Raw genomic sequence first — 26,795 nt, 5'->3', positions numbered from 1 at the left:
CGTCTACGATGCGTCGGACGTCCCCGCCGAGCGAAAAGACGGTGACCTCGTCGAAGCCGAGATTCGGCGGTGGACCGTAACGCGCGACGCGCTGGTGAGCGGCGACGACCGGCGCGACCGCGCTGCGGACGAGGAGTAGCGACGGCGAACGGCTTGCCGTCGAATTAGGGGAGGTAGCCCAGCCAGTTGACGGCGTGGACGAACGCCGCAGCGATTGGGACGAGGATCGCCGTCCGCAGGAGGAAGAGCACGACGGTGTCCCGGAACCGGATGGGGACGTCGTTGAACATGTCCATCATCATCGGCGCCGAGGCGGCGAAGAAGATGATCTGGGAGATGGCCACGATGGCGACGAACAGCCGCGCGGTCGCGTCGGCGTTGGCGACGACCGCGGCCGCCGAAACCTGCTCGATGCCGCTGATGAGGATGGCCGACGCGACGAGCTGGGCGTCGGGGATGCCGAACGCGGCGATGACCGGCGCGATCGGCGTCGCGATCACCTGGAACACGTCGGTGGTCGCGATGAGCAGGAGGGTGGCCGTGCTGATCGTGAGCACCGTGCCGAGGATGACCGCGGTGACCTTGAAGCCGTCGACCAGCCCCTGGGCCGCCGTCGGGAGAATCCGGCCGTCCTTGGCCTCCTCCATCGCCTCGCTGATCGCGAACTGGAGGTAGTCGACCGGCGACCCGGAGAACGCCGCCTCCGGCGAGGGCTCGGTGACGTACTCGGTCGGGACGTTACTGAGCGGCGGAATCCGGACGAGGACGGCGCCCGTGACGACGATGGCGATCAGCCACCCCAACAGGATGATCGGGAAGATTTCGAGCAGGCCGAGCGTCGAGACGATGACGCCGACGAACCCGATGCTGACGGGGGCGAAGCAGGTGGCGATGACGAACACGTCGCGCTTGTGGTAGCCGCCGCGGTGGAAGACGTTGTACGTGACGTAGTAGCCGACGGTGAACGCCCCGATCCAGGAGGCGATAGAGTCGAGCGCCGCCCGGCCGGGCAGTCGGAAGAGCGGCCGCATGAACGGCCGGGCCAGCGTGCCGATGAACTCCAGGCCGCCGAGTTCGACCAGCAGGTTGACGAAGACCGCCCCGAGCGGGATGATGACGACGACGCTCAGCAGGATGGTCCCCCAGACTAGCCCGCCGACGGTGGGCTGGTGGAGGACGCTCGGCCCGAGTTCGAGGAACAGCACCACGCCTATCGGAATCGCCGCCACCCGCAACAGCAGGAACAGCGGCGACGTCTCCCAGTACCCCACGTCGAGCCGTTCGGCCGTCTCCTCGTCGAGCGACAGCAGGTCGCGACGGTGGAGCTCCGTCACGATAGACAGCCCGGCGCCCGCAGTTATCATGAGCAGGCCGACCACCCCGACCAGCGTCGGGAAGGCGGCCGTGATGGCGCTGGCGACGACGTCGAACGGGACGGTGACCTGTCCGTTCCACGTGACCGGCACGAGGAAGAAGAACACCCCGAGCCCGAACGCGATGAGGAACCGTATCCCCGGCAACAGTTCGAACTCGGTCGGGTCGACGTCGTTGATGGTCGTCACGTCTTCGAGCTCTTCGCCCGGCGTCCAGGTTTCCTGGTCCGGAGACTGCCATAATTGTTTATCGAACATACTCGCACCGTCTACGTACCGGAGTAAAAATTTTGGCCCCGTTCGAGGAAGGCGACGAACCGCGTGGCGCGAGCGCGGGCCCCTACGGCGACTCTCATCGACGCCCACCCCCGGTTTTATTATCGAGTGCGGGGAACTCTCGATAACGGATGAGCGACAGACAGACGAACGCGGAGACGCCGCTCGCGTCGGTTTCGCAGGGTGGCGGGGCGAGTTACCTCAGCCAGGACGACCTGGAAGTCCCCACCCACCGAATCGTCGCGCCGGACGGCTCGTACGACGAATCGGCGGTCCCCGACCTGGACGACGAACAGTTCCGCGACCTCTACCGCTGGATGGTGACCGACCGGGTGTTCAGCCGCCGGATGGTGAGCATCCAGCGCCGCGGGGAACTCGGGACGTTCGGCTCGACCAGGGGACAGGAGGGCAGCATCGTCGGCAGCGCCTACACCCTCGAACCGGACGACTGGCTGCTGGTCGGCCGGGCGTGGACGCCCACGTTCATGCGCGGGGCCGAGATGGAGGACATGATCAAGTTCTGGCGCGGCATCGAGGAGAGCCAGAAGGCGTTCGCGAAGCACAACTGCCAGGTCGCCATCTCCATCGGCTCGCACCTCCCGCTCGCGTCGGGCATCGCGTGGGGGATGCGGCTCGACGGCGCCGACGCCGTCACGACGGCGTTCCTCGGCGACGGCGCGACCAGCACCGGGGCGACCCACGAGGCAATCAACTTCGCGGGGGCGCTCGGCGTGCCGGCGCTGTTCTTCTGCCAGAACAATCAGTACGCCATCTCGACGCCGTTCGACCGGCAGACCGGCGCGAACACCGTCGCCCAGAAGGCGCTGGCCTACGGCATCGACGCCATCCGGGTCGACGGTCAGGACGTGCTCGCGGTCTACGACGCGGTTTCGACCGCGCGAGAGCGGGTCCAGCAGGGCGAGCCGGCGTTCGTCGAGTCGGTGACCTACCGGCTCGACGCTCACACGACCAGCGACGACCCCACGCGCTACCGCGAGGACGAGGAGGTCGAGCAGTGGGAGGACCACGACCCGATCGAGCGCTACCGGTCGTTCCTGCGGGCCGAGGGCCTGTGGGAAGAGATCGACCACGACGCCGTCGTCGACGAGATCGAGGCCGAGTTCGACGCGGCGCTGGAGGCCGCGAACGCGTTCGAGGAGCGCGACGTCGAGGAGATGTTCGCGCACGTCTACGACGAACTGCCGCCGGAGTTGCGTCGGCAGTTCGAGGAGTTCGTCGACCTCCTCGAGCGCCGCCCCGAGATGTACGACCACGTCGAACAGCGACCCAAGGGATGACCATGCAGGCAACTATCGTCGAAGCCGTCAACGACGCACTGCACACCACGATGGAGGCCGACGACCGGGTCCTCGTCTTCGGCGAGGACGTCGCCGAGAGCGGCGGCGTGTTCCGGGCCACCGACGGACTCCAGGAGTCGTTCGGCCGCGAACGGGTGGTCGACACGCCGCTGTCGGAGATCGCCATCGTCGGGGGTGCGACCGGGCTCGCCATGTACGGCTACCGGCCGGTCGCCGAGATACAGTTCTCCGGATTCCTGCCGCCGGCGTTCGACCAGCTGGTGACCAACGCCTCGCGCATCCGATGGCGGACTCGGGGCGAACTCACCGCGCCGATGGTGGTCCGGACCCCCTACGGCGCCGGCGTCCGGGCGCTCGAACACCACTCCGAGAGCCTCGAAGGGGCCTACGCCCACATCCCGGGCCTCCATGTGGTCGTCCCCAGCACGCCCTACGACACCAAGGGGCTGCTCGCGAGCGCCGTCCGCGACCCCGACCCGGTGCTGTTCATGGAACCCAAGCGCATCTACCGGTCGTTCCGCGAGGCGGTCCCCGAGGACGACTACGAGGTGCCCATCGGCGAGGCGGCGGTCCGCCGCGAGGGGACCGACGTGACGGTCGTCTCGTGGGGGTCGATGATGCCCCCGACGCTGGAGGCGGTCGACGAGTTGGGCGTCGACGCCGAAGTGATAGACCTCCGGACGATATCGCCGATGGACGCGGAAACCGTGGTCGAGTCGGTGAAGAAGACCGGCCGGGCCGTGGTCGTCCACGAGGGACCGCGGAGCGCCGGCGTCGGCGGGGATGTCGTCGCCCGCATCAACGACGAGGCGCTGTACTACCTCGAAGCGCCGGTCGAGCGGGTGACCGGCTTCGACACGCCGGTGCCGCTGCTGTCGATGGAGGACTACTACTTCCCGCACCCGCCGCGGATCGCCGACGGCATCGAGCGCGCGCTCTCGGCGTGAGACGCGAAGCCCGGACCGCGCCGTCTCTACTTCTCGCGGACGTTTCGGGTCGGTCGAGAAAGCGGAGTTCCGAGCGGTTCGAATCGACGGCCGACCGCCGGGGCTCAGTCCTGGCCGCCCTTCTGGACGTCGACGTCCTCGAACCGGACGTCGCGCTCTCGGACGTCGACGGTCATCGAGCCGACGTTCTCGATCGCTGCGTCGACGGTGTCGCCGTCGGAGAGCGCGCTCACGCCCTCGGGCGTCCCGGTGGTGATGACGTCGCCGGCTTCGAGCGTCGCGCCGATGGAGGCGTACTGGACGACGTCGGCGCAGGTGTACACCATGTCGCCGGTGTTCTCCTGCTGGCGGGTTTCGCCGTTCAACTGGAGTTCCATCTCGAGGTCCTGGGGGTCGCCGACCTCGTCGGGAGTCGCCACGCACGGGCCGATGACCGTGAACGTGTCGTAGGACTTGCGGTTCGAGCGGTCCTGGTCGCCCCGGACCGAGATGTCGAGCAGGACGGTGTAGCCGAAGATGTGGTCCCAGGCCTCCTCGGCGGAGACGTCCTTCACGTCGTCGCCCATCACGAACGCTAGTTCGATCTCGTGGTCGGTCCGGCGGTCCGAGAACGGCAGTTCGATGCCGTGGTCCGGCCCGACGACGCTCGACGGCGCCTTGAGGAAGTAGCCCTTGTCCTCGATGGTGAACCACTCCTCGGTGGTGATGTCGCGGTCCGACAGCGCCTCCTCGATGTGGTTCTCGTAGTTGAGCGGCGCGGCGATGACCTTCCCCGGCCGCTGGACCGGCGATTTGAGTTCGACGTCGCCGCGGTCGTGGTCGGGTTCGGCGTCCTCGTACTCGCTGGCGTCGTAGTCGCCGCGGATGTACTCGCGCAGCGGGTCCGAGGAGTCGATGCCGAGGCGGTCGGTCAGGTCGACGACGCCCGTCCCGTCGTCGGTCAGCAGTCCCAGGCGGTCCTCGTCGTAGTGGACGAATCGCATACCGACATATGCGCACAGCGCACACATAAAGGATGGCGTTCGGGCGACGGCGGCGGTCCGGGCCGGGTTCCGCGGTTCGACGCCCCGGCCCTTCCCGTCGAGTCGGCCCCTCAGAGCGGATACTCCCGGCGGTCGTGCTGGAGCGACACCCACCGCTCCTCGGTGAACTCCCGCATGATGGCCTCGCCGTTGTAGCGGCCCAGCCCCGACCCCTTCACGCCGCCGAACGGGACGTGAGGTTCGTCGTTGATGGGCTGGTCGTTGACGTGGACCATTCCGGCCTCGACGCGGCCGGCGACTCGCTTCGCCCGGTCGAGGTCGGCGGAGATGACCGACGCGGTGAGGCCGTAGTCGGTGTCGTTGGCGAGTTCGACCGCCTCCTCGTCGTCCGAGAACGGGATGACCGGCGCGATGTGGCCGAAGTGCTCGTTGCGCGCGACGGGCATGTCGTTGGTCGCGTCGGCGAGCACCGTCGGCTCGACGAACAGGTCGTCGCTGTCGCCGCCCGCGACGACGCGAGCGCCCGCCTCGACGCTCTCTTCGACGAACCGGAGCATCTCGTCGCGCTGAGACTCGTTGATGACGGGGCCAACGTCGGAGCCTTTCGCGGGGTCGCCGACCGTCAGCGCCTCGGCGCGGTCGGCGAGGCGCTCGACGTACTCGTCGTACAGCGACTCGTGGACCAGGTGGCGGTTGATGGAGATGCAGATCTGGCCCTGGTGGAAGAACGACCCGAAGACGCCCGCGTCGACCGCGAGGTCGAGGTCGGCGTCCGCCAGGACGAGTTGCGGGTTGTTGCCCCCGAGTTCCAGCGCCGGTAGCGCGAGGTTCTCGACCGCGTTCTGCGCCACGCGCTTGCCCACCTCCGTCGACCCGGTGAACGAGACGACGTTCGCGTCGGGATGGGAGGCGACCGCCTCGCCGGTTTCGGCGCCGTTGCCCGGGACGACGTTGAGGACGCCCGGGGGAAGGCCGGCCGCCTCGAACACCCGGGCGAGCGCCAGACCGCCGGCGATGGGCGTCTCGGGTGCGGGTTTGAGCACCACGGCGTTGCCGAGCGCGACGGCGGGCGCGACCGCCCGCATCGAGAGGTGGAACGGGACGTTCCACGGCGAGATGACCCCGACTACGCCGACCGGTTCGCGGTGAATCTCGTTCTCGCGGCCCGGGATGGTCGAGTTGGCGTGAGTGCCCTGCGCCCGTGTCGGGAAGGTCGCGGCCTCGGCCATCATCCCGGGCGCGAGCAGGTCGAGTTCGACGTGGGCCTTCGTCAGGGTGCTCCCGCCCTCGGCAACCAGGACGCCTTCGAGGTCCTCCTGGTGCTCCTCGACGACGCCCATCGCCTTCTGGACGACTTCCGCCCGCACCTGCGGCGGCTGGGCCGCCCACTCGGGTTGGGCCTCGCGGGCGGCCGCGTAGGCCTCGTCGACGTCGGCGGCCGACGCCTTCGGCACCGACGCGATTCGCTCCCTCGTCGCGGGGTTCTCGACGTGAATTCGGTCGTTGTCGGGTGCTCGCCGCCACTCGCCGCCGACGAAGAGTCGCTCCCAGTCGCCGTCCGTGTCGAATCGTGCGCTCGCTTCTTGCGCCATAGCGTCACGATGGGTGGTATACCTTATCAAACCTAGCGTTTCTTAGGTGAAGTCGCCGCGCTCCGCCCGACATCCCCGACGCCGGGCCGATTCGGTGTGGCGCGTGCGTGGTCCTCGCAAGGAAAATAACTAATACCCCGAACTCGTCGTTCAGAGTAGAATGAGTTCTGATAACGGTAGCAGCGAGGCTCCTGTCATCGTCGCCGGCGCAGGCCCGACGGGAATGACCGCCGCGCTCGCCCTGCAGGCTCGCGGCGTCCCGGTCACCATCCTCGAAGCCGACCCCCAGGACCGAGAACGCCCCGGCAGTCGCGCCATCTTCGTCCACGGGGCGACGCTCCAGACTCTGGAGCAGAACCACCCCGGACTGGGCAAGCGGCTCGCCGACGAGGGTATCATCTGGTCGACGCGCCGGACGCTCTGGCGGGGTAAGGAGGTCTTCTCCCGGACCTACTCCAACCCCGGCGGCTCCGGCGACCTCCCCCACTTCACCAGCCTCCCGCAGGTGTGGACCGAGGACTTCATGCTCGAAGCGTTGGAGGACGTGGGCGTCGACGTCCACTGGGACTCGCCGGTCGAGACCGTCGAGTCGTCGGCCGACGGCGTCCGGGTCGTGACCGAGGACGGCGAGGAGTGGGAAGCCTCCCACGTCGTCGGCGCCGACGGCGCGGGGTCGACGGTCCGCAAACAGATCGGCGCGGAGTTCGACGGCGAGGAGTCGAAGAACTCCTTCATCATCGCCGACGTCGAGGAGGACCCCGACGACCCCCGCGACCAGGAGCGGGTGTTCCACTACGACCACCCGGCGGTCGACGGGCGGAACGTGCTGCTCGTGCCGTTTCAGGGCGGTTGGCGCGTCGACATCCAGTGCAAGGAGTCCGACGACCCCGAGGCGATGGCCAGCGAGGAGAACGTCGCCGACCTCGTCGCCACCACGCTCGGCGAGCGCTACCGCGACCGCGTCACGTGGGTGTCGACCTACCAGTTCCTCCAGGTCACCGCCGACACCTTCGTCGACGACCACCGGCGGGTCCTGCTCGCCGGCGAGGCCGGCCACCTGTTCGCCCCGTTCGGCGCACGCGGAATGAACTCGGGCATCGCCGACGCCGTCGCGGCGGCGTCGGCCATCACGGTCGCCCGGCAGGCCCGGGTCGATTCCGTCGCCCGCGCCGAAGTCGAGGAGTACGCCGCCCGGCGCGAACAGGCGGCCGAGTGGAACAAGGACGCCGCCGGCCAGGCCCTCGAGTACCTTCAGGGCGACAGCCCGGTGACCAAGGCGAAAAAGCGCGCCGCCGCCGAACTGTCCGACTACATCGAACGCGCCGGCGAGTGGCTCGACGACGCGCCCTACGGTCCCCACGGCAGTCCGCCGACGTCGGTGGGTCAGTACTGACCGCTTCGCTTCGGTGCTGACTCCCTCTCGTTCTCCGTTTTCCGTTCTCTCCTTCTTCTGCACCCGTCTCGCGTGAGAAATGGCGGAACCGGCCAAAAAACGACGAGTGCCGCGACCGTGAGGACCGCCCGCGGGCGGTCCGGTTACGACGACGGCTGGGCTTCGGCGTAGAAGTTGAACGCCTCGAACACGGGGCGGTCGGTCATGCCGAGCAGGATGGCCTCGCCGTCGGGTTCGTGGTGGTGGACCTCGTCCGGCGGCACCACGAAGATGTCCCACTTGCCCCACTCCAGGGCCTCGTCGCCGACGTGAGTCGCGCCCTCGCCCTCGATGACGAAGTACACCTCGGTCGCGTTGTGGAAATGCGGGTCGGTCGCCTCCTGGAGCAACTGGGCCCGGAACGACATCGTCGGGAACAGCGGTTCTTCGCCCGTTGCGGGGTTGACGTACGCCAGACTGTAGCCGTCGTGGGGGTCGGGTTCGTCGTTGTCGGCGCGCTGGCGGAGCGACTCCAGCATCTCGTCCCAGCCGAAGCGGTACGGCGGCGTCGCCTCGCGGATGCCCTCGAACGGCCCCGGAATCGAGCCGTCGTCCTTCTCGTTCGCGGGTCGGCCGCGGCCGTACTGCGAGTCCCAGTAGCCCTGGGTCTTCGTGACCGGCTGGCGTTCGAGTTCGTGATTCTCGAACGCCTGGCGCTTGTTGAGCGAGTCCAGGAACAGCGGCAGGTCGAGCACGTCGAGCCACGCGGCCGTCTTGTCCGAGTCGTTGACGTGGTCGTGCCACTCCCACTGGGGCGTCGTGATGAGGTCGTTGTCCCGCATCGGGAACTCCTCCCCTGCGACGACCGTCTTCATCTCCTCGGCGCCGTCGATGGTAAACCGGAGGGCGTTCGCGGAGTGTCGGTGAGAGGGCGCCGTCTCGCCGGGCGAAACCGTCTGGACGCCGACGTAGATGGTGTTCGAGATGGCGTTGCCGATGGCGGTGTTGATGGGGACCGCCACTCGGCGCTGGAAGCCCGGCGGCAGGTCGGCGATGGGGACGTCCTCCTCGATGCTGTCGATGGCGGTCTGGATGTCGTCCCACTTCCAGATGTCGGGTTCGAGGTCGTCGATGACGTTCCCGAAGTCGTCCTCGACCTCCCACAGCGGGCGGAGGCCGTGGTCCTCGAGGATGCTCCGGGTTCCGGAACTCAACTCCAAGAGCTCCTCTGGGTCTTGCTGGGCCATAGTGAATAGTTTGCACACGTTCAACATAAGTGTAGTGGACACCCGCCGACGGAAGCGTCGTGCCGGCCGTTCGAACCCCCGACTTCGACCCGATCTGACCGTCGCGCTGCGGAGGCGTCCCCGCGGCTACGTCTGGGCGTCGAACACTTCGCCGGAGGGGAACACCGCCCGGCAGTCCTCGCACACCATCTGGCCCTGGATGGCGTACTCCCAGAGCTTCCCGCCGCAGCTCAGACAGTCGAAGTGGGCTCGGACGAACGGGTTCTCCTCGGCGTAGATGTTGTCGAATTCGGCCATGTACGTACGTGGCGCCGGAAGTCCCAAAAACGTGTCGTCCGCGTCAGCGTTCCGCCGTTAGTCGTCGGCGTACGCCGCCATCGCGGTCCGGAGGTCGTCGGGTAGCTCCATCGACCCCCCGCCGCCCGTCCGGGCGCAGACCCGCTGTTCGTACCCCGAAAACGCCACCTCGCCGTCGCGGCGGGCGACGTAGTCGAACCTGACGCTCCGGTCGCCGAGCGTCGGCGTGAGTTCGACGGTGACGCGGTCGCCGGCCTCTACGGGCTTCTCGAACTCGAAGTTCATCTCCACGAGCGGCAGGCCGAACTCCCGCTCGCCCGAGAGCTCCCAGAAGGGAAAGCCGATCTCCTCCATGAACATGTCCGAGGTTTCGTGGAGGGCGTCGACGATGCGCGGGTAGTGGGCGATGCCGAACGGGTCGGTGTCCGAGAACCGGACGGTCCAGACGCGGTCGTACATCTCAGGCCTCCTCCTCCAGCACCACGAGCGCGTCGAGCGCGACCGCGCCCTCTGCGGTGGCCAGCACCGGATTCACGTCGATTTCGGCCACGGCCTCGTTCTCGACGACGAGGTCGCCGACGGTCGCGACGACGCCAGCCAGCGCCGAAACGTCGGCCGGCGGCGTCCCGCGGTAGCCGCGGAGTAGCCGCGCCGCGGTCAGTTCCTCGATGGCCTCTCGGGCCTCGGTTTCGTCGACCGGCGCGAGTCTATGGCTGGTGTCCTCGAACAGTTCGGTGAACACCCCGCCGAGGCCGGCCAGCACGACCGGCCCGAACGAGGCGTCCCGCAGTCCGCCGACGATGACCTCGGTCCCCGCGTCGGTGTCGAGCGCCGCCTCGACCAGCACGTCGGCGTCGATGTCCGCGTCGGCGGCCGCCTCGAAGATGCGCTCGGCAGCCTCCCTGACCGCGTCCCGGGAGTCGAGGCCGACGGCGACGCCCGCGCCGTCGGCCCACTCGCTCTTGTGGGTGACCGCGGGCGAGGAAACCTTGACGACGACCGGGAAACCGAGGTCGGCGGCGGCGTCGGCCGCCGCCTCGGCGTCGCCGGCGACCGCGAACTCGGGCGTTCGGACGCCCGCGTCGGCTAGCAACGTCTTGGCCTCCGCCTCGGTCAGCGTCGTCCGACCGTCCTCGCGGGCGGCCGCGATAGGGTCGGACTCAGACATCGGCGCTCACCTCCTCGCTCCCGTCGGTCGAAGCGAAGTCGGCGAACCTCGCCAGCAGCGCCGCGGCGTCGGCGGCGCGCTCGGGCGACGTGAACGTCGGCACGCCCGCGTCCCTGAGCGCCCGGAGTTCGTCCTCGGTGGCGTCGACCGGCCCCTCGGTGGCGAACAGCACCGGCTTGCCGACCCGGTCGGCGAGGCCGTCGAGCGTCTCGACCGGGAAGCCGAGCGCCTCCTCGAACAGTTCGAAGACAAGCACCACGTCGACCGCGTCGTCCTCGGCGACCGCCGTCACGACCTCCCCGAACTCGGGCATCGGCCGGCCGGTGTCGACGGGGTTGCCGGCGTAGGTGATGCCCGGCAGGATATCGCCGACCCGCTCGCGGGTTTCCTCGCCGAGGTCCGGGAGCGTTCCGCCGCCGCGCTGGACGCGGTCGGCGACGATGATGCCCGGACCAGCCTGCGCGGTGACGACGCCGACGTTCCCGCCGGCGGGCGGTGGCGACTTCGCGAGCGCCTCGCCCGCGTCGAACAGCGCCAGCGTCGAGTCGACGGTCGGGACGCCGTACTGGGCGAATCCGGCCTCGTAGAGTTCGTGGTCGCCGGTCAGCGCGCCGGTGTGGGATTCGGCGAAGTCGCCGACGTCCGACTGCCCGACCTTGTATGCCGCGACCGGGGTCGTCGCTTCGCGGCACGTCTCCATTAGCTGGCGGCCCCTGTCGGTCCCCTCAACGTGGAGGACGATGGCTCCCGTCTCCTCGTCGCCGTCGAAGAACGAGACGGCCTCCTCGAAGCCGACGTTCGCGCGGTTGCCGAGGCCGACCATCGCCGAGACGCCGCGGCCCTCGCGCATCGCCTGGAAGGCGAGGGTGTGGGCGACGCCGCCGCTCTGGGCGACGATGGCGACGTCGCCCGGCGGCATCCGCTCGACGCCGCCAGCGAAGGAGGCGAACAGGTCGCGACTCGGGACGACGAACCCGCTCGTGTTCGGCCCCAGGAGGGCGAGGTCGTGGCGGGCGGCGATGTCGGTTATCTCGGCCTGCAACCGCTCGCCGTCCTCGTCGGCCTCGGCGAACCCGCCGGCGTAGATGACCGCCCCGCCGACGTCGGCCCGGCCGCACTCTTCGAGCACGTCCGGGACGACCGGTGCGGGCACGCACAGCAGCGCGAGGTCGACGCGGTCGTCGACGTCGGCGACGGATTCGACGAACGCTTCTCCGAAGACGGTCCCCGACCCCGACGGGTTGACGGGGTAGACTCGCCCGCCGAACTCGACGGCGTTGGCCATGGCCTCGTAGCCGATCTTCCCTTCTGTCTGGGAGGCCCCGATCACCGCGATACTCTCGGGCCTGAAGAGACGCTCAACGTTCACGCTTCACGGTATTCGGAACGCGACCATAACGTTTCCCCCGAGTCGGCCTATTCCGGGGGTGACCGCGGCCGGCCCTCCGCAACCGGCGTCAGTTCGGCTTCCCGGCGAACTCCACGAATCGTTCGAGTTTCTCGCTCGCATCCGACGCGACGCTCGACCCGTGGTAGACGAGGCCGACGTCGAACTCGTAGTCGAGCAGTCGCTTGAGGTTCGCGTCGGCCTCGTTCACGTCCTCGGAGAAGAAGCCGGGCGGGAGGACGAAGTACCCCTCGGGTAGCCCGCGGGCGTCGGCGCCGAACACCGCGTCGCCGAGCACCGCGACGCCGGCCGCCTCGTCGACGAGCACGTGGTGGTCGGACGTGTGCCCGGGCGTGTGGACCGCGACGAACCGGCCGACCTCGTCGCCGTCTCCGTACCGGCGGTCGGGGGCGTACTCGCCGCCGACCTCGGTCCCTTCGGGGACCCAGGTTTCGAGGTCGTACCGGTCGGCCAGGCCGGCGAGGCCGCCGACGTGGTCTGGGTCGCCGTGCGTCACGACGAGTCGCTCCGGCGCGACGCCGAGTTCGTCGAGTCGCTCGGCGACGACGTCGGTCGTGTCGTCGAACGCCGCGTCGACGAGCGTCGGGACGTCGCCGTCGAACAGGAACGTGCGGTAGCGACCGCCGTTGTGGTTCGCGATGCTCAGGTCGTAGACGCCGGGTGCGATCTCTTCGATCATCGTCGCGTGACTGCGTCCGCGAGCGCCAAAGCGTTTTTCGAACCGACGGTGCGTTCCGGCTCCGACGCGCGTTCGGACCGGTCGTTCGGCCTCGACGAACGGGTGTGCGATACGTTACCCGTACGCCAGGCTCAGTTCGATGTCGTTCGTCAGCGCCGACAGTTGTTCGATGAGTTCCGTCTCGCAGCGTTCGCGGGTCATCCGGTGGGCGGGGCCGGCGATCGCGATGGCGCCGCGAATCCGGTCTTCGAACAACAGCGGGACGCTCACCGCGTGGATCCCCTTCAGGTCCTCGCCCAGGTTGAGCGCGTACCCCCGCTCGCGGACCGCTTCGAGTTCCGCTTCGAGTTCGTCGCGGTCGGTGATGGTATTCGGCGTCCGCTGGGGGAGTCCGTGGCGTTCGAGGACGTACTCGAGTTCGGCGTCGGGGAGGTGTGCCAGGATGGCCTTGCCCGCGGAGTTGCTGTGCATGTACGCCCACGAACCGATGAGGGTGTTCTCGTCGATGTCGGTCTGGCCGGCACAGCCGTAGAGGTACATCACCTGGCCGTTCTCGTGGACGACCAGCCACACCATCTCGCCGGTCGTCTCCGCGAGTTCGTCGATGATGGGTTTGGCGGCCTCGTAGAGTTCGAACTGGTTTCGAACGTACTGTCCGTAGTTGAAGAACTCCAGACCGAGGTGGTACTCGTTCCCGCGCTTGACGACGAATCCGCGGTCGCGTATCGTCGAGAGGTGGTCGTGGACCGTGCTCTTCGCGACGTCGAGTCGGTTCGCGAGTTCGGTGACGCCCGCCCCGTCCGACGCGCGGAGCTGTTCGACGATGGAGAACAGAGTCCCGTCCGATTTCACCGTGCGCCCGCCACCGTGTTGTTCACCCATACCACGAACTGGTGCGGGACGGCTACTAAAATTGTCGGGAATCGCGGAGTCGACCGAGTCCCTGTCGCGCCCGACTAGCGAATCCGAACCTGGGACGAATCGCACGACGCCGGTCACTCTCGCAGAACGTTCGGTGACACCGAACGGATTTTCCCCCGCTACCATAACAATCCTAATGTTGTTATAGAAATCGATGATAGGGATAAACTCCGAAACTACGACGAATAATCATGCAGTCGCGGCGGTCGCCCCGTTCGGTGACACCGAACGCCTTCGCGGGTAATCGTCCAGCGTCGGCGCTCGAAGCAACCGGTCCTCGCCGAGGCGGAATCGGTGGCTACCGGTACCGACGTCACGGCGGTCTACCGTCCGACCATCGTTGCGGAATTGCGGCGTCGCACGTGACGCAGAACTCCAATCAGAAAGCTAAAGATGCAACTCCGAAGAAGTAAAATACGGCAAAGAATATAAAACTACGGGGGAGCCGTCGACCTGAAACGCGTCGCCACTTTCGGGTCCGTCGTTTCTCCGTCGTCCCGTTCGGACCTCGCTCCACTACTCTCGCAGAAGGAGTGCCGTCAGCGGAAACTCGCTCGCCTCGCTGCCAATCACTCCACGGGGTCCAGTCCGTTCTCCTCCCGCAGGACGTCGATGTACTTGCGGAAGCCGGCTTCGAGGTCCAACTCGGGGTCGTAGCCCAGGTCCTCCTGGGCGTCGGTCATGTCGAGTTTCTGGGTCCAGGGGAGTTCGCCCTCGTCGCTGACCTCGATGTCGGCGTCGGGCAGTATCTTCTGGACGGTTTCGGCGGCCTCCCGGATGGTCGCCGTCTCGCCGCGGACGTTGTAGATGCGCTGGCCGAGGTCGGACTCGGGCGCGAACGCCGCCTTCCGGAACGCCTGGGCGATGTCCTCGACGTGCTGCCAGTCGATGACCTGGTCGCCGTACTCCACCGAGAACGACTCGCCGAGCGCCGGTTTCTCGACGATGTTCGCGAGGAACGCCGACCCGCCGGTTTCGCGGTACGGGCCGTAGGCCACCGTCGGCCGCAGGCCGACGTGGCTCAGGTCGTGATCCTCGAAGTACACCTTCGCCTGGTGCTCGTTGTACTCCTTGGTCGCGCCGTAGAGCGTGTCGGGGTAGACGAGGTCCTCCTCGTCGACCCAGTCGTGGTCGTAGTTCGACGGCGGGGCGTAGACCGCGGCCGAGGAGGCCCACGCCACCCGCTCGACCTGGTCGTCGAAGGTCCGGGCGGCCTCGAAGACGTTGTTCGTCCCGAGGATGTTGACCTCCGCCGCGCCCCGGGGGTTCTCGCGGGCGAGCGAGGTCAACAGCGCCGCGAGGTGGACGATGCGGGTCGCCCCGCTCTCCTCGACGGCGCGGAAGACGCTCGTCGGGTCGGTGAGGTCGCCCCGGACGGCCTCGACGTCGTCGGCGACGCCGAGTTTCTCCAGGATGTGCGTGTCGGTCGAGAGGTCGAAGGCGACCACGTCGTGGCCCGCCTCGGCGAGGTCCTGGGCGACGTACGACCCGATGAAGCCTGTTCCGCCGGTGACGAGTACCGTCTCGCTGTCGGTCATCGCTCGCAAATGTGTCCGGCATCGTAAAAAAAGTGCAGTACCCTCGACCGCCGCCGCGTGGGGCGCGGCCGCCGTCGGCGGCCGCGCCCCGCGAAACCGCCGCGATGCGGCTCCTCACGACAGTTACGGCGAGAACGCCCGCAGCGAGGATTCCGTATCGAGGCCTTCAGAAACCGTCTTCTCCTCCCGCTGTTCCCGCGGCGTCGTCTGGGTGGCGAGCACGTATCGGTCCTCCGCCGGAACCGGCCCGCGGCCCCGGGTCCCCGTCCGGGTGAGCGTCCACTTCTCGTCGCCGGACTCCCAGTCGAGGGCGTGGACCGCGACGGTCTGCTCCGAGGGAGTCGTCCGGAGCGCGTGGACCGCGCCGTTCGCGACGACCGGAATCGTCCCCTGGACGAACTTCCGGGGGGCGAGGCGCGTCCGCCACGTCTCGGTCCCGTCGGCGAGGTCGAGCGCGAGGACCCGGCCTTCGAGGCCGGCGACGAAGACGGTGCCGTGGGCGACCGCCGGCCGGATGACCGCCTCGTCGATGCTGCCGTATTGCCACCGGTGCGTCCCGTCGCGCTCGAAGACCTCGACGCCGCCGAACGACGCCCGGACGAGTTCGTCGGCCGTGGCGACGACCACGCCGCTACTGACGCCCGCCCCGTCGTCCGGTTCGTGTCGCCACTGCTCCTCTCCGCTCGCCGCGTCGAGCGCGACGAGTCGCCCCGCTCCGGAGAACGACGCGTACAGCGTCCCGTCGGCGAGCGCCGGCTGGCTAATCCCGCCCGAACCGAGGTCGACGCTGCGTTCGGTCGTCGCCTTCTGTTCCGGGTATCGCCACCGCTCGGTGCCGTCGTGGTCGAGCGCGACGATGACGCCGTCGACGACGCCGCAGACGTAGACCCCGTGGTCGCCGACTATCGGCGGGTCGTTCACGGACGTCTCGACGGCCGTGTTCCAGAGGACCGCACCGGACCGCGCGTCGACCGCGGTCGCGCTCTCCCCGGTGGCCAGGTACAGCGTTCCGCGGTGGTAGACCGGCCGGAGGTTGTCGAACGGGGCGCTGAACTCGTACGTCGTCTCCAGCGAGGTCGACCACCGACGCGACCCCGACGCGAGGTCGTACGCCTCGACGGTCGCGACCGGCGCTCCGTCCGTGAGGTCGCCGCGGGTGACGTAGACGGTGTCGGCGACCACGGTCGGCGTCGTCAGCGGCCCTTCGAGTCGCTTCCGCCACTCCTCTGAGGGTTCGGCCGCCGGCGCGTCCATCGTCCGGTTGTACCCCGCGTGGCCGGCCGTCCGGCCGGGTTGGGCCCACGAGGATTCGGACGCCCGCGGACCGCTGGCGGGGTCGCGCGGTCGCGCCGCGGTCGTCTCCGAGCGCCGCGCGGTTTCGGTGGCCGTCGTCCGGCCGCCGGGGAGGGAGCCGACGCATCCGGCGAAGAGCGCGCTTCCGGCGGTAGCGATGACTGCTCGGCGGGAGGGCGTGCGGGGACACATATCTCAACCGATTCACAAGACCGGTAAGTGCTTTCTGGTAGCCCGCCCGCACTCACCGGTCGCTGACGTCTCGCCGCCGTCGACGGGCGGGCCGGTCGGTGTCACCCGTTTTTCCGGGAGCGAAGCCTACTTGTCGTCACCTCCGGCACTTCGAGACGAAACACCGTGGGGATCCTCGACACTCCCGGACGCGCGCTCGCCGACGAGGGCGTGACCCGCGAGACGCTGCTCGTCGTGGCGCTGGTCGGCGGCGCGGAGTTCGTCAACCACACCTACCTCGTGCTGTTCCCGCCCATCCTCACCATCCTCGCCGACGAGTTCCACGTCTCGCTCGCCGCGCTCGGCGTGGCGATGGGCGTCCAGGGCGCGGCCAACGCCGCGTTCCAGTTGCCCTTCGGCTACCTCTCGGACAACTACGACCGGCGACTCGCGTTCGGCCTCTCGCTCGCCCTCGGCACCGCGGGCGTCTTCGTCGTCGCGCTCGCGCCCACCTTCGCGGTGCTCGTCGCGGGCCAGGCCCTCCTCGGTATCGGTGTCGCCGGCCACCACCCAGCCCACTTCCCGATACTCGCCGATGCGACGCCCGAACACCTCCGCGCGCGGGCGTTCAGCGTCCGGGGCTTCCTGGGGAGTCTGGGCTTCGGCGCGCCACCGGTGCTCGTCACGGCGATGGTCGGCGTCTCCGGCCTGACGTGGCGTCACGCGGTCGGGGCGGTCGGCGCCTTCGGACTGATCTACGCCGCGGTCACGCTCGCCACCTTCCAGCGGTACGTGAGTCGGGACGTGACGGCGCCCGAAGTCGAAGCCGACTGCTCCGACCCCGACGCTCCTGGATTCGGGGAACCCGGACCCGGCGACCGCGACGGCGCGGCTGCGCCGTCGCGGTCGCCGAAACCCGCCTCGAAACTCCGCGCGGCGGCCCGCCGCGGCTACTCCGGCGCGCGGCGCGAACTCCGCGCCGTCCTGGCGTCCCCGGCCGTCCTCGCGCTCGCGGCGCTCGCGCTCGTCGCCTCCACCGCGAGCTGGGCCGTCACCTCCTACGCGGTGGTGTTGCTCCGTGACGGCTACGGACTCGGCCTCGACGCGGCGAACCTCACCCTCTCGGCGATGTTCGTCGTCGGCGCGGTGATGGTGCTGGTCGGCGGCGACCTCTCGGACCGCTTTTCGCCCGGCCCGCTCATCGTCGGTAGCTACGCCGTTGTCGTCCTCTTCGTCGGCGCGCTGGCGACGATGGCGATTCCGGCGCTCGCGGCGGTGGCGTGTCTCCTCGTCGTCGGCGGGACCCGCGCGCTCGCGGGTCCCGCCCGGTCGAAACTCGCCGACGCGGTGTCGGCCCGCGCCGACCTCGGCCGCAACTTCGCGGTCATCACGGTCGGCACCATGACCGGGAGCGCGCTCGCGCCGCCGCTGTTCGGCGCGCTCATCGAGGGGCCGGGGTTGCAGGTGGCGTTCGCCGCCATCGCGGCGATGACCGCGCTGGCGGTTCTCGTCACGCTGTGGGTGCTGTATCGGCACGGGGGCGGCCGAGCGCGGGCGACCGGAGCGACCGAGGCGGAGTAGCGCCTAGGTCCGTCTCCTGTACCGAATCGGGAGCGACTCGACGCCGTAGACGAACGAACTCCGCGTCGGCCGGAGTTCGTCGGCGTCGAGCCGAACGTCCTCGACGCGGTCCAGTAGCTCCGTGAGCCCGATCTTGGCCTCCAATCGCGCCAGCGGCGCGCCGAGACAGTAGTGGGTGCCGTGGCCGAACCCGAGGTGCTGGTTCGGCGAGCGGTCCGGCCGGAACGCGTCGGCGTCCTCGAACCGCCGTTCGTCGCGGTTGGCCGACCCTAGCCAGACGACGACGCGGTCGCCCTCCTCGACGGTTTCGCTGCGCATCTCCACGTCTTCTGTCGCGACGCGGGTCATCGCCTGCACCGGCGACCGATAGCGGATTACCTCCTCCAGCGCGTTCGTGGGTCCGCGCTCGTCGCCCCGGAGGCGCTCGAACAGGTCGGCGTCCGCGTCGGCGAAACACCGGACTGCGTTCGTGATGAGGTTCGTCGTCGTGATGTTGCCCGCGATGAGCAACAGGATGCACATGCCCAGCGCCTCCTGCTCGGAGAGTCGGCCGCCGTCGCTCAGCTCCGCGGTGACGATTCGGGACATCAGGTCGTCCCGCGGGTCCTCGCGACGGTCGGCGATCATCTCGAAGAAGTATTGGGCCATCTCCATCTGCGCCTGCTGCTGGCGCTGGACGTACTCCTCGTCGCCCTCCTCGTCGCTCGCCGCCTCGACGAGGGTGTCCGACCACGCCTTGAACCGGTCGCGCTCGTCGGCCGGAACGCCGAGCAGTTCGGCGATGATGGTCACCGGGAGCGGGTACGCGAGGTCGTCGACGACCTCCAGTCGGTCGCCGCCGCGCTCGACGGCGTCGTCCAGCAGGTCGGCCGCCAGTTCCCGGAAGTGGGGTTCGCGCTCGCGGAGCGCCCGGGGCTGGAACTCCTCGTCGACGACGCCGCGGAGTTCGTCGTGGCGCGGCGGGTCCTGGAACAGCATCGTGTCGAATACGAGGCCCTCGCCGGGGTTGTCCGGTTCCACGAAGTCGCTGGCGAGTCGGGGATTCACCGAGAAGGTTTCGTCGTCGTCCAGAATCCGCTTCACGTCGTCGTACCGGAACACGTCCCACGACCGGCGCTCGGGGTCGTACCTGACGGGGTCGTCCTCGCGCATCTCCCGGTACCACTCGAACGGTTCGAGCCAGGATTCCCGGCCCTCAAGTTCCTCGGGAAACGCCTGAAGCCCCTGCGGATTGGCGGAACTCATGCGCACGCCCTACGCGCTCGCGGGGCAAAACGGTCCGTATCGGTCGGGAATCCGAGCGTTCTCCTGGCGGTTTCCTCCCCTTCGGCGGTGGTCGCCCTTAACGCGGAGCGGCTCGCTTCGACGCGCTCGGGGTCGGCTCCGTTCGCGACGGCGACGCCTCGCGCCGGCGCGAGGCGTCGCCGTCGCCGCACTCCCGTCACCGCATTCCTGCCACCGCACCTTGCGGTCACCGCGTCCGTGGCATCCCGTCGTCCCTCGTTCGGACCGTCAGTCCCCGCCGTCCTCGCCGTCCGACTGGCCCGTCCCGCCGGTTTGGAGCCGCCGCTCGGACTCCGTGGCAATCTCCACGAAGGCGTCGTCGAACAGCAGCGGCTTGTACTCGAAGTCGCCGAACAGGTCGATCTGGTCGTCGTAGTGGTCGGCGGTCGTCCCGTCGGGCGCGACGTAGCCGTCGTTGCCCGGCGGGAGGACGTTCTCCGCGGTCGGGTCGTCGCTCAACTTGACGAAGTGGTTCTCGGTGCCGCGGTTGAGCCACGGCATGTCGCCAGCGTCGCCGACGCCGATGGGCATCCCGAACAGCGCGAGGTTGTCGAGTTTCGCGACGCGGGCAGGTTCGCGCCACAGCGGCGGCGGCCCGTCGAACTTCCCGTCGAGTTCCGCCACCGCCGACCGGAACGCGGCGACGAACTCGTCGCCGGGGTCGCCCTCGACGTAGTGGGCCCCCAGCGGGAGCGCCGTCTCCTCGGGGTGGAGCACCCGCATGAGCGTCCCCCGCCCGTAGTCGTAGTTCAGGAAGTAGGAAGCCGGCTTCCACGCCGTTCCGAGGGTGTCGGCGAAGACGTTCTCGAGCACTTTGGGGAACGTCGCGTTCCAGACGGTGTAGCCCGCGGGGTACTCGCCCATGTGGTCGCGGCCCGACCCCTGCCGGTAGTGGTCCCAGCGTTCGAGTTGGCGCTTGGCCTGCCGCTCGATGCGGTCTAGGTCGGCGCCCTCCAGCGCCGCCAGCAGGGCGTCTCGGAACCGGATGGACCGGAGGTCCACGAACGCGATGTCGTACACCACGTCCTTCAGGAACTCGTAGTCCAGGCTCCCCTCCTCGTCGAGGCGCCGCTCCACGAGGTTGATAATGCGCTGGACGCGGTGGTCGGTGCTCCAGGAGTAGCTCAGGTCGCCGTTGTTCCAGTCGGGCGCGGGCTTGTTGTTCCACTGGGCGGCGTAGCCCGCGGGCGGGTTGACGCTGTACGGAACCTCCCCGTCGGCCGCCCTGAGGTAGTCGTCGTCGGTCAACTCGTACTTCGTCCCGTCGGCGGGTAACCGCGTGTCCCACTCGACCGCCTCGGCGTCCGGATACCGGCCGAGGTGGAAGTAGCCGATATCGCCGCTCTTGCCGGCCCACAGGAAGTTGAGCGCGTAGTCGCACCGCCGGGCGGCGTCCCCGAACTCCTCGGCCGAAGACGCGAACTGGGCCTCGTAGAACGCCCGCCAGCAGTTCATGTGCCTACCCGCGTACGACTGAGTCTGGGCGACGGCTTCGCCTTTCTCTGGCTGCCACTGAGTCACGACGCCGTGTCTGGTGAGCCGAAGCGCGAAGGGGACGTCCTCGGCGCCCTTCACCGGAATCGTCTGCTCGCGGGTTTCGACCTCGTGGCTCTCGCCGCGGAACTCGTAAGTGGCGGGTCCGGACCCCGAGGCGTCTATCGACTCGACGAACGTCTGGATGCAGTTGTCGATGCCGGCGGTCGAGGTGAACGCGCCGTCGCGGTTGCGACCGAACATCACGAACGGGTAGCCCGCCACGGTGCTGCCGGCCACGTCGAAGTCCGGCCCGTGCAACCCGACCTCGTACATCACCGACGGCGTGTTGAACCCCATCTGCGGCCCGCCGAAGAGGAGCGCGTCGCCGCTCTCGGTGACCTCGCCCTGCACCGCCAGCGCGTTGCTCCCGTACTTGATGGGGAGGCCGAGGTCGTCGAGGCCGGTCGCCAGCGTCCGAATCCGCTCCATCTCGGCCTCATGGACGCCCTCGGCGTCGGCCGGAACTCGGAATTCGCCGCCCGTGAGCCGGTTGGTCGGCGCGTTCTGGCGACCGGTCGCGCCGCGTTCGGGGTGCTCTCTACTCGCCGCCCGCCCGCTCGGCTTCGATTTCGCGCCGCCGGCGGGGGTGTACGGCGGGCGGTAGACGTCCTCGGGTTGGACGGTGGACGTGGGCGCGCCGGGGTCGTTGCCCCAGTTCAAGTCGCCGAACAGCTCCATCGCCCGCCCGCGACTCCCCTTCTCCTCGGTCAGCGCGGCGACGACCTGCGCGCCGAGCGTCTCGAGCTGGAAGCCGCTGAAGAACGCCATGCTCGCGACGAACATCCCGGCGACGTCTTCCGTCTTGAACGGGTCGGGTTCGAAGCCGTTCTCCCGGAACCCCCTGTGGAACTCCAGCTCCTCGGATTCGCGGACCTCCTCGACGTACCGGTTGATGCCGTCCCGGAACGCTCCGAGGACCTCCCGCTGGTCGCCGGTCAACTGCTCCTCGAACTGCGCGTCGAGCGGCTCGCCCGCGGCGGTGTTGCGACGGGCCTCCTTGTCGAAGTCCACCCACTTCTCGCCGAGGACTGCCGACACCGTGCCGTGGTAGTACCGCCGGTACAGTTCCAGCTGGTAGAGTCGGTCCTCGGCGGTGACGTAGCCGTAGCCGAAGAACGTCGGCGCGCGGTCGTCGGCTCCCCTCGCGTAGACGTGCGGGACGCCGTACCCGTCGCGCCTGACGGTGACCGTGTCCGGTTCCGCTCCGTCCCGTCGCTCGTATCCGAGCGTCGTCTCGGCCACGGCCGCGGTCCCGGCCACCCCCGCGCCGGCCCGGAGCACGTCGCGCCTCGACACCTCGAATCGTTCGCTCTCACCGCCGTCGTGCTCCTCCTCGCCGCCGTCTCGCTCACCGTCGCCGTCCCTTGGCATGACATACCGGACCACGGTGTGCGGTAAATATCCTCGGACGAATGCGGGCGTTCGGACGGCGCGCTCGCCCGCTTACTCGTGGAGTCCGCCGACCTCCGCGTAGAACGACGACTGCAGTTTCTCGGCCATGTCCTCCTTACGGTCGATTCGCACGTCGATGACGGTCGGGGCGTCGTTGTCCTTCCCCTCGGCGAGCGCGACGGCGAGTTCGTCGGGCGTCGTCGCCCGGATGCCCTCCGCGCCGAAGCCCTCGGCGACCGCCACGAAGTCGGTGTCGTGGAACTCCACGCCCGCGATGTCGCCCTCGGACTCCTGCATCTGGCGGACCATCCCGAGGCTGGTGTCGTTGAGCACGACGAAGGTGGGCGCGACGCCCTGCTCGACGGCCGTCTCGACGCTCGTCATCGTCATCGCGAACCCGCCGTCGCCCGCGACGCCGATAACGTCTTTGTCGGTCGTGAGCGCCGCCGAGACGGCGGCCGGGGTCGCCCAGCCCATTCCGCCGACGCCACCCGACCCGAAGTAGGTCCGGATTCCCGGCGTCTGGAGGTAGTTCAGCAGCCAAAAGCGGTTGTTCCCCGAGTCGGCGGTGACGATGGTGTCCTCGTCGACGACGGCCTCTATCTCCTTGACCGCGCGCTGGGGCTTGATGGGCGCGGCGTCGGAGTCGCACTCGGGCGCGTGGAACGACTCGCGAGCCTCTGCGGCCCGGTCGCGCGCCCAGTCGTCGTCCGAACTCCCCGCCGCCTCGCGCGCGCTCTCGGCCGCGGCCGAGAGCGCGCGCAGGCTCTCCTCGGCGTCGCCGATGAGGCCCACGTCGGCGGGGTAGACCCATCCGGCGTTCCGGGTGTCGATATCGGCGTGGAGGATGGTCTGCTCGTCGGGGCGGATGAACGACGACGCCTGCCAGTTGGTGTCCATCGGGTTCATCCGACAGCCCACGACCAGCAGGACGTCAGCCTCGCTGACCACCTGGTTCGCGCCCTCGTGGCCGAACGAGCCGATGACGCCCGCCGCGAGGTCGTGGGTTTCGGGAATCGTCGACTTCCCGAGGTAGGAGGTGGCGACGACGGCGTCGTAGGCCTCGGCGACCTCCCGGAGTTCGTCGTAGGCCTGCGCGGCGTGGACGCCGTTGCCCGCGATTATCACGGGGCGGTCGGCGTCCGCGAAGGCTTCCGCGGCGGCCTCGACGTCCCGCTCGGTCGGCGCCGAGTCCCAGTTGCGGACCTGCTCGTCGGCGTCCCACACGGGCGGCATCGGGTCCTCGGGCACCTCCGCGGTGATGGCGTCGCCGTCGAAGATGACCGCGGTCGGGCCGGGCCGGCCCGCGGTGGCGTGCTTGAACGCCAACTGGACGCTCCGGAGCGTCTCGGTCGGCGAGCGGGGGAACCAGTGTTCCTTGGTCACCCCGTCGAGAATCTTGGGCAGGTCGAGGCCGCCGTAGTCGCCCCTGGCCTGCTGGTAGGGCGCGAGCGTCGAGTAGTCGCCGCGCTCGCTGGCCTCCGTGAGCACGACCATCGGCGACGACGACAGGCGGGCCTCCATCTGGCCGATGGTTCCCAGACTCCCTATCCAGGGTCCCTGTCCCGCGAGCACGCCCGGGTTCTGCGTGAGCCGACCGTGCATCTCGGCCATCACGCTCCCCTCGCGCTCGTCGCGCGGGCGGACGACCCGAACCTCGGAGTCGGGCAGTTCGTCCAGCAACTCGATGACCCGGCCGCCGGGGTAGCCGAAGACGAACTCGACGCCCAACTCCTCCAGTTGGTCGACGACGGCCTCGCTGGTTTCGGTCATCGGCGGGCCTCCCGGGCGAGCGCTCCGAACGCGGACGGTGGCGTGGGCATGGTTGTCTCCCTGAACGTCTCGGGCGGGCGACTTTGGTCTATCGCTTCCCGGAGGTGTCTCAGCCGCTCGGAGCGGTCGACGCCTCCGGGTCGAGTCGCGCGGCGAAGAACGTCCACGCGTCCTCATCGCCCCCCGAGTCGTCTCCTTCTGTGCGGTCGTCGCTCTCCTCGTCGTCCGATTCGAACGGCTCAGGGACGCCCCACTCCTCGACGACGTCGAACCCGGCGTTCCGTAACTGGTTCCGGGTCGCCCGTGCGCCCGCAATCTCCCACTGCATCTCGACCCCGCCGTCGAGCCAATCGGGGTTCTCGCCGACCCACTCCTCGGTCCCCTCGCAGAGCAGGACGCGACCGCCCGGCCGGACGACCCGCGCGAACTCCTCGACGACCGTCGGGTGGTCGGCTAGCGGGACGTGGATCAGCGACCAGTACGCGACGACGGCGTCGAACGCGTCGTCGTCGAAGGGGAGCGCCGTCATGTCGCCCCGGGCGAGCGAAGCGCCGGGGGCGTTCGTCCTCGCCAGCCGCAGTTGCTCGCGCGAGAAGTCGACGCCGACGGCGGGTCCCACGGCGTCGAGTCGGCGCAGGACCGGCGTCCCCTGTCCGCATCCGGCGTCGAGGACGCGGGGCGACTCGGGGAGCGAGTCGAGGAACTCCGCGAGAACTTCCGTCCCGCGACCGCCCTCGGACCGCTGTGCGGCGTAGGTTTCGGCCAACTCGTCGTACGCCCGGCGGACGGCGTCTCTCTCGACCATCGGTGACACGTACTGAACCGCCGCTGTTGAATCTTGCCCCGAGTCGGCCCTCGCCGGTCGTCCGTCGTTCGCTCGCCGGTCGTCCGTCGTTCGCTCGCCGGTCGTCCGTCGTTCGCTCGCCGGTCGCCCGTCGTTCGCCCGCCCGACGCTTCCGCCGGTTCGCCGACTTCGGGTAGGGTCGCCCGTCTCGACTGCGGAACCTAGGACTTACTCCGTGACGCCCTTGGGTGTGTCGCTCAGGGTCGGTTTCTCCCGTTTGATTTCCCCTTTGTGTGTCGACGACCTACAGTCCACCACCGATGCCCACTGACCTCTCGATAGACGCCGATTGGAACGCGCTGTACGTCGACGGCGAGTGGACCGACGCGCGAAGCGACGAGGCCATCGAGGTCGAGGACCCGTCCACCCGCGAGACGGTCACCCGCGTCCCGGCGGCTACCGAAGCCGACGTCGACGCCGCGTACGAGGCCGCGGCGGCGGCCCAGACGGAGTGGGCCGAACAGCCGCCCGCCCACCGCCAGCAGGTCGTCCAGCAGTTCCTGCAGGCGTTGCAGGACCATGATGACGAGATAATCGACCTCCTCGGCCACGAGGCCGGCGGCTCGCGACTCATGGGCGAGACGTCGATCCAGATCGCGTCCGACCACGCGAGCGAGGCGGCGACGCTCCCGCGCCGGATGCGGGGCGAACACGTCGACTCGAACATCCCCGGCAAGGAGAACCTCGTCCTGCGCGAACCGAAGGGCGTCGTCACCGTCATCTCGCCGTGGAACTTCCCGCTCAACCTCTCGATGCGGGCGGTCGCGCCCGCCATGGCCGCCGGCAACGCCGTGGTGCTCAAGCCCGCGACCAACACGCCCATCACGGGCGGCCTGCTCTTCGGAAAGTTGTTCGGGGAGGCGGGCCTCCCCGACGGCGTGCTGAACGTTGTCACCGGTCGCGGCTCCGACATCGGCGACCGCGTGGCCGGCCACCCCGAGAGCGACGTCGTCTCGTTCACCGGGTCGACCGAGGTCGGTCAGCACGTCGCCGGCATCGCCGCCGAGAACCTCGCCGTCCCGGCGATGGAACTGGGCGGTAACAACGCCTTCGTCGTCACCGCCGACGCCGACCTCGACCGCGCGATAGACGGCGCGACGTTCGGGTCGTTCGTCCACCAGGGACAGGTCTGTATCTCCATCAACCGTCACATCGTCCACGAAGACGTCTACGACGAGTACATCGAGAAACTCGTCGAACGCGCCGAGAGCCTGCCGACCGGGAGCGCCCACGACGAGGACACCGTCGTCGGTCCCATCGTCGACGAGTCCCAGCGCGACGAGATGCTGGAGTACGTCGAGGAGACGGTCGACGCCGGCGCCACGCTCGAAACCGGCGGCGACACGCTAGCGCTCGACGGCGTCGACGATTCGCTCGTCGTCGAACCGACGGTCCTCTCGGACGTAACCAACGACATGGCGGCGGCGTGCAACGAGCACTTCGGCCCCATCGCGCCGGTCATCCCGTTCTCGGACGTCGACGAGGCGGTCGAGATAGCTAACGGCACCGAGTACGGCCTGTCGGGCGCCGTCCACGCTGGCGACCTCGAAACCGGAAAGCGGATCTCCAAGCGCATGGAGACGGGGAACGTCCACGTCAACGACCAGCCCATCAACGACGAGGCCCACGTTCCCTTCAGCGGCATGAAGGCGTCCGGGATGGGTACCTACAACAGCGACGCGTTCCTCGAGGAGATCACCGAGATGAAGTGGATCTCCCTCCAGCACGAAGCGCGCGACTACCCCTTCTGAGGGGGTCGCGGGGAACCGGCCGGACCGAGCGACGATGGCTACCTTTTTCT

At 69.0% G+C, this 26,795-nt stretch carries 21 protein-coding genes; 5 read left to right on the top strand and 16 right to left on the bottom strand.

What is annotated here, in order from left to right; all coding sequences use genetic code 11:
- Positions 1–164: 164 nt before the first annotated feature.
- A complete protein-coding gene (locus NGM07_RS21755) occupies positions 165–1,631 on the bottom strand; it encodes a YjiH family protein (RefSeq protein ID WP_253520408.1) in 1,467 nt (488 codons plus the stop codon).
- A 149-nt stretch (positions 1,632–1,780) separates the two neighbouring features.
- Here NGM07_RS21755 and NGM07_RS21750 point away from each other — a divergent pair, with 149 nt between their 5' ends.
- Together NGM07_RS21750 and NGM07_RS21745 are read left to right on the top strand one after the other, a co-directional pair.
- The gene (locus NGM07_RS21750) at positions 1,781–2,947 is read left to right on the top strand and encodes a thiamine pyrophosphate-dependent enzyme (protein WP_253520406.1); all 1,167 of its coding nucleotides are present in this window, start codon (positions 1,781–1,783) and stop codon (positions 2,945–2,947) included.
- Between the two features lie 2 nt (positions 2,948–2,949).
- Entirely contained in the window at positions 2,950–3,915 is a 966-nt protein-coding gene (locus tag NGM07_RS21745) for an alpha-ketoacid dehydrogenase subunit beta (RefSeq protein WP_253521198.1), read from the top strand.
- A gap of 104 nt (positions 3,916–4,019) precedes the next feature.
- Here the strand turns inward: NGM07_RS21745 and NGM07_RS21740 are convergent, their stop codons facing one another.
- Both NGM07_RS21740 and NGM07_RS21735 read right to left on the bottom strand, forming a co-directional pair.
- Complete coding sequence (locus NGM07_RS21740) at positions 4,020–4,898, bottom strand: fumarylacetoacetate hydrolase family protein (RefSeq protein WP_253520404.1); 879 nt, start codon at positions 4,896–4,898, stop codon at positions 4,020–4,022.
- A 110-nt stretch (positions 4,899–5,008) separates the two neighbouring features.
- Positions 5,009–6,490 carry an aldehyde dehydrogenase family protein gene (locus tag NGM07_RS21735; RefSeq protein WP_253520403.1) on the bottom strand — a complete coding sequence of 494 codons (1,482 nt, stop codon included), beginning with the start codon at positions 6,488–6,490 and terminating at the stop codon, positions 5,009–5,011.
- Between the two features lie 160 nt (positions 6,491–6,650).
- Between NGM07_RS21735 and NGM07_RS21730 the strand changes: the two genes are divergently transcribed.
- Entirely contained in the window at positions 6,651–7,883 is a 1,233-nt protein-coding gene (locus NGM07_RS21730) for an FAD-dependent monooxygenase (RefSeq protein WP_253520401.1), read from the top strand.
- 143 nt (positions 7,884–8,026) lie between these two features.
- On the opposite strand, the gene NGM07_RS21725 is transcribed toward NGM07_RS21730, so the two are convergent.
- The 9 genes from NGM07_RS21725 to NGM07_RS21685 all read right to left on the bottom strand — a co-directional run bounded on the left by NGM07_RS21725 (position 8,027) and on the right by NGM07_RS21685 (position 16,605).
- Entirely contained in the window at positions 8,027–9,109 is a 1,083-nt protein-coding gene (locus tag NGM07_RS21725) for a cupin domain-containing protein (RefSeq protein ID WP_253520399.1), read from the bottom strand.
- Between the two features lie 126 nt (positions 9,110–9,235).
- The gene (locus NGM07_RS21720; protein WP_253520397.1) at positions 9,236–9,406 is read right to left on the bottom strand and encodes a hypothetical protein; all 171 of its coding nucleotides are present in this window, start codon (positions 9,404–9,406) and stop codon (positions 9,236–9,238) included.
- A 57-nt stretch (positions 9,407–9,463) separates the two neighbouring features.
- The gene (locus NGM07_RS21715; protein ID WP_253520396.1) at positions 9,464–9,865 is read right to left on the bottom strand and encodes an acyl-CoA thioesterase; all 402 of its coding nucleotides are present in this window, start codon (positions 9,863–9,865) and stop codon (positions 9,464–9,466) included.
- A gap of 1 nt (position 9,866) precedes the next feature.
- Positions 9,867–10,574: an acetate--CoA ligase family protein gene (locus NGM07_RS21710; RefSeq protein ID WP_253520394.1), complete on the bottom strand. Its 708-nt coding sequence runs from the start codon at positions 10,572–10,574 to the stop codon at positions 9,867–9,869.
- On the bottom strand, positions 10,567–11,943 hold the full coding sequence (locus NGM07_RS21705; RefSeq protein ID WP_253520392.1) for an acetate--CoA ligase family protein: 1,377 nt from the start codon (positions 11,941–11,943) through the stop codon (positions 10,567–10,569). The genes NGM07_RS21710 and NGM07_RS21705 overlap by 8 nt, the downstream gene beginning before the upstream one ends.
- Before the next feature lie 88 nt (positions 11,944–12,031).
- Positions 12,032–12,661 carry an MBL fold metallo-hydrolase gene (locus NGM07_RS21700; RefSeq protein ID WP_253520391.1) on the bottom strand — a complete coding sequence of 210 codons (630 nt, stop codon included), beginning with the start codon at positions 12,659–12,661 and terminating at the stop codon, positions 12,032–12,034.
- Between the two features lie 114 nt (positions 12,662–12,775).
- Positions 12,776–13,543, bottom strand: a complete 768-nt coding sequence (locus NGM07_RS21695; protein WP_253520389.1) for an IclR family transcriptional regulator — start codon at positions 13,541–13,543, stop codon at positions 12,776–12,778.
- A gap of 608 nt (positions 13,544–14,151) precedes the next feature.
- On the bottom strand, positions 14,152–15,120 hold the full coding sequence (locus NGM07_RS21690; protein WP_253520387.1) for an NAD-dependent epimerase/dehydratase family protein: 969 nt from the start codon (positions 15,118–15,120) through the stop codon (positions 14,152–14,154).
- A gap of 123 nt (positions 15,121–15,243) precedes the next feature.
- Positions 15,244–16,605, bottom strand: a complete 1,362-nt coding sequence (locus NGM07_RS21685) for an outer membrane protein assembly factor BamB family protein (protein ID WP_253520385.1) — start codon at positions 16,603–16,605, stop codon at positions 15,244–15,246.
- Between the two features lie 165 nt (positions 16,606–16,770).
- Between NGM07_RS21685 and NGM07_RS21680 the strand changes: the two genes are divergently transcribed.
- The gene (locus NGM07_RS21680) at positions 16,771–18,165 is read left to right on the top strand and encodes an MFS transporter (protein ID WP_253520383.1); all 1,395 of its coding nucleotides are present in this window, start codon (positions 16,771–16,773) and stop codon (positions 18,163–18,165) included.
- Positions 18,166–18,168: 3 nt separating this feature from the next.
- On the opposite strand, the gene NGM07_RS21675 is transcribed toward NGM07_RS21680, so the two are convergent.
- The 4 genes from NGM07_RS21675 to NGM07_RS21660 all read right to left on the bottom strand — a co-directional run bounded on the left by NGM07_RS21675 (position 18,169) and on the right by NGM07_RS21660 (position 24,955).
- Positions 18,169–19,410, bottom strand: coding sequence for a cytochrome P450 (locus NGM07_RS21675; RefSeq protein ID WP_253520381.1), 1,242 nt, complete (start codon positions 19,408–19,410; stop codon positions 18,169–18,171).
- A gap of 267 nt (positions 19,411–19,677) precedes the next feature.
- Entirely contained in the window at positions 19,678–22,356 is a 2,679-nt protein-coding gene (locus NGM07_RS21670) for a penicillin acylase family protein (protein ID WP_253520379.1), read from the bottom strand.
- 72 nt (positions 22,357–22,428) lie between these two features.
- Positions 22,429–24,150 carry a thiamine pyrophosphate-binding protein gene (locus NGM07_RS21665; RefSeq protein WP_253520377.1) on the bottom strand — a complete coding sequence of 574 codons (1,722 nt, stop codon included), beginning with the start codon at positions 24,148–24,150 and terminating at the stop codon, positions 22,429–22,431.
- 109 nt (positions 24,151–24,259) lie between these two features.
- A complete protein-coding gene (locus NGM07_RS21660; RefSeq protein ID WP_253520376.1) occupies positions 24,260–24,955 on the bottom strand; it encodes a class I SAM-dependent methyltransferase in 696 nt (231 codons plus the stop codon).
- A 299-nt stretch (positions 24,956–25,254) separates the two neighbouring features.
- Between NGM07_RS21660 and NGM07_RS21655 the strand changes: the two genes are divergently transcribed.
- Positions 25,255–26,745 (top strand): aldehyde dehydrogenase family protein, encoded by a 1,491-nt coding sequence (locus NGM07_RS21655; RefSeq protein ID WP_253520374.1) that lies wholly within the window; start codon positions 25,255–25,257, stop codon positions 26,743–26,745.
- Positions 26,746–26,795 lie beyond the last annotated feature (50 nt).

The sequence above is a fragment of the Halorussus vallis genome (genome assembly GCF_024138165.1).
In the GTDB taxonomy this organism is placed as follows: domain Archaea; phylum Halobacteriota; class Halobacteria; order Halobacteriales; family Haladaptataceae; genus Halorussus; species Halorussus vallis.
The sequence above is the reverse complement of the archived record's forward strand: the minus strand, read 5'-3'. Positions and strand labels throughout refer to the sequence as shown.

Coding starts and splice junctions, on each gene's coding strand:
- NGM07_RS21755 (WP_253520408.1), bottom strand. CDS start 1,631: ATGTTCGATAAACAATTATGGCAGTCTCCGGACCAGGAAACCTGGACG.
- NGM07_RS21750 (WP_253520406.1), top strand. CDS start 1,781: ATGAGCGACAGACAGACGAACGCGGAGACGCCGCTCGCGTCGGTTTCG.
- NGM07_RS21745 (WP_253521198.1), top strand. CDS start 2,950: ATGCAGGCAACTATCGTCGAAGCCGTCAACGACGCACTGCACACCACG.
- NGM07_RS21740 (WP_253520404.1), bottom strand. CDS start 4,898: ATGCGATTCGTCCACTACGACGAGGACCGCCTGGGACTGCTGACCGAC.
- NGM07_RS21735 (WP_253520403.1), bottom strand. CDS start 6,490: ATGGCGCAAGAAGCGAGCGCACGATTCGACACGGACGGCGACTGGGAG.
- NGM07_RS21730 (WP_253520401.1), top strand. CDS start 6,651: ATGAGTTCTGATAACGGTAGCAGCGAGGCTCCTGTCATCGTCGCCGGC.
- NGM07_RS21725 (WP_253520399.1), bottom strand. CDS start 9,109: ATGGCCCAGCAAGACCCAGAGGAGCTCTTGGAGTTGAGTTCCGGAACC.
- NGM07_RS21720 (WP_253520397.1), bottom strand. CDS start 9,406: ATGGCCGAATTCGACAACATCTACGCCGAGGAGAACCCGTTCGTCCGA.
- NGM07_RS21715 (WP_253520396.1), bottom strand. CDS start 9,865: ATGTACGACCGCGTCTGGACCGTCCGGTTCTCGGACACCGACCCGTTC.
- NGM07_RS21710 (WP_253520394.1), bottom strand. CDS start 10,574: ATGTCTGAGTCCGACCCTATCGCGGCCGCCCGCGAGGACGGTCGGACG.
- NGM07_RS21700 (WP_253520391.1), bottom strand. CDS start 12,661: ATGATCGAAGAGATCGCACCCGGCGTCTACGACCTGAGCATCGCGAAC.
- NGM07_RS21695 (WP_253520389.1), bottom strand. CDS start 13,543: ATGGGTGAACAACACGGTGGCGGGCGCACGGTGAAATCGGACGGGACT.
- NGM07_RS21690 (WP_253520387.1), bottom strand. CDS start 15,120: ATGACCGACAGCGAGACGGTACTCGTCACCGGCGGAACAGGCTTCATC.
- NGM07_RS21685 (WP_253520385.1), bottom strand. CDS start 16,605: ATGTGTCCCCGCACGCCCTCCCGCCGAGCAGTCATCGCTACCGCCGGA.
- NGM07_RS21675 (WP_253520381.1), bottom strand. CDS start 19,410: ATGAGTTCCGCCAATCCGCAGGGGCTTCAGGCGTTTCCCGAGGAACTT.
- NGM07_RS21670 (WP_253520379.1), bottom strand. CDS start 22,356: ATGCCAAGGGACGGCGACGGTGAGCGAGACGGCGGCGAGGAGGAGCAC.
- NGM07_RS21665 (WP_253520377.1), bottom strand. CDS start 24,150: ATGACCGAAACCAGCGAGGCCGTCGTCGACCAACTGGAGGAGTTGGGC.
- NGM07_RS21660 (WP_253520376.1), bottom strand. CDS start 24,955: ATGGTCGAGAGAGACGCCGTCCGCCGGGCGTACGACGAGTTGGCCGAA.
- NGM07_RS21655 (WP_253520374.1), top strand. CDS start 25,255: ATGCCCACTGACCTCTCGATAGACGCCGATTGGAACGCGCTGTACGTC.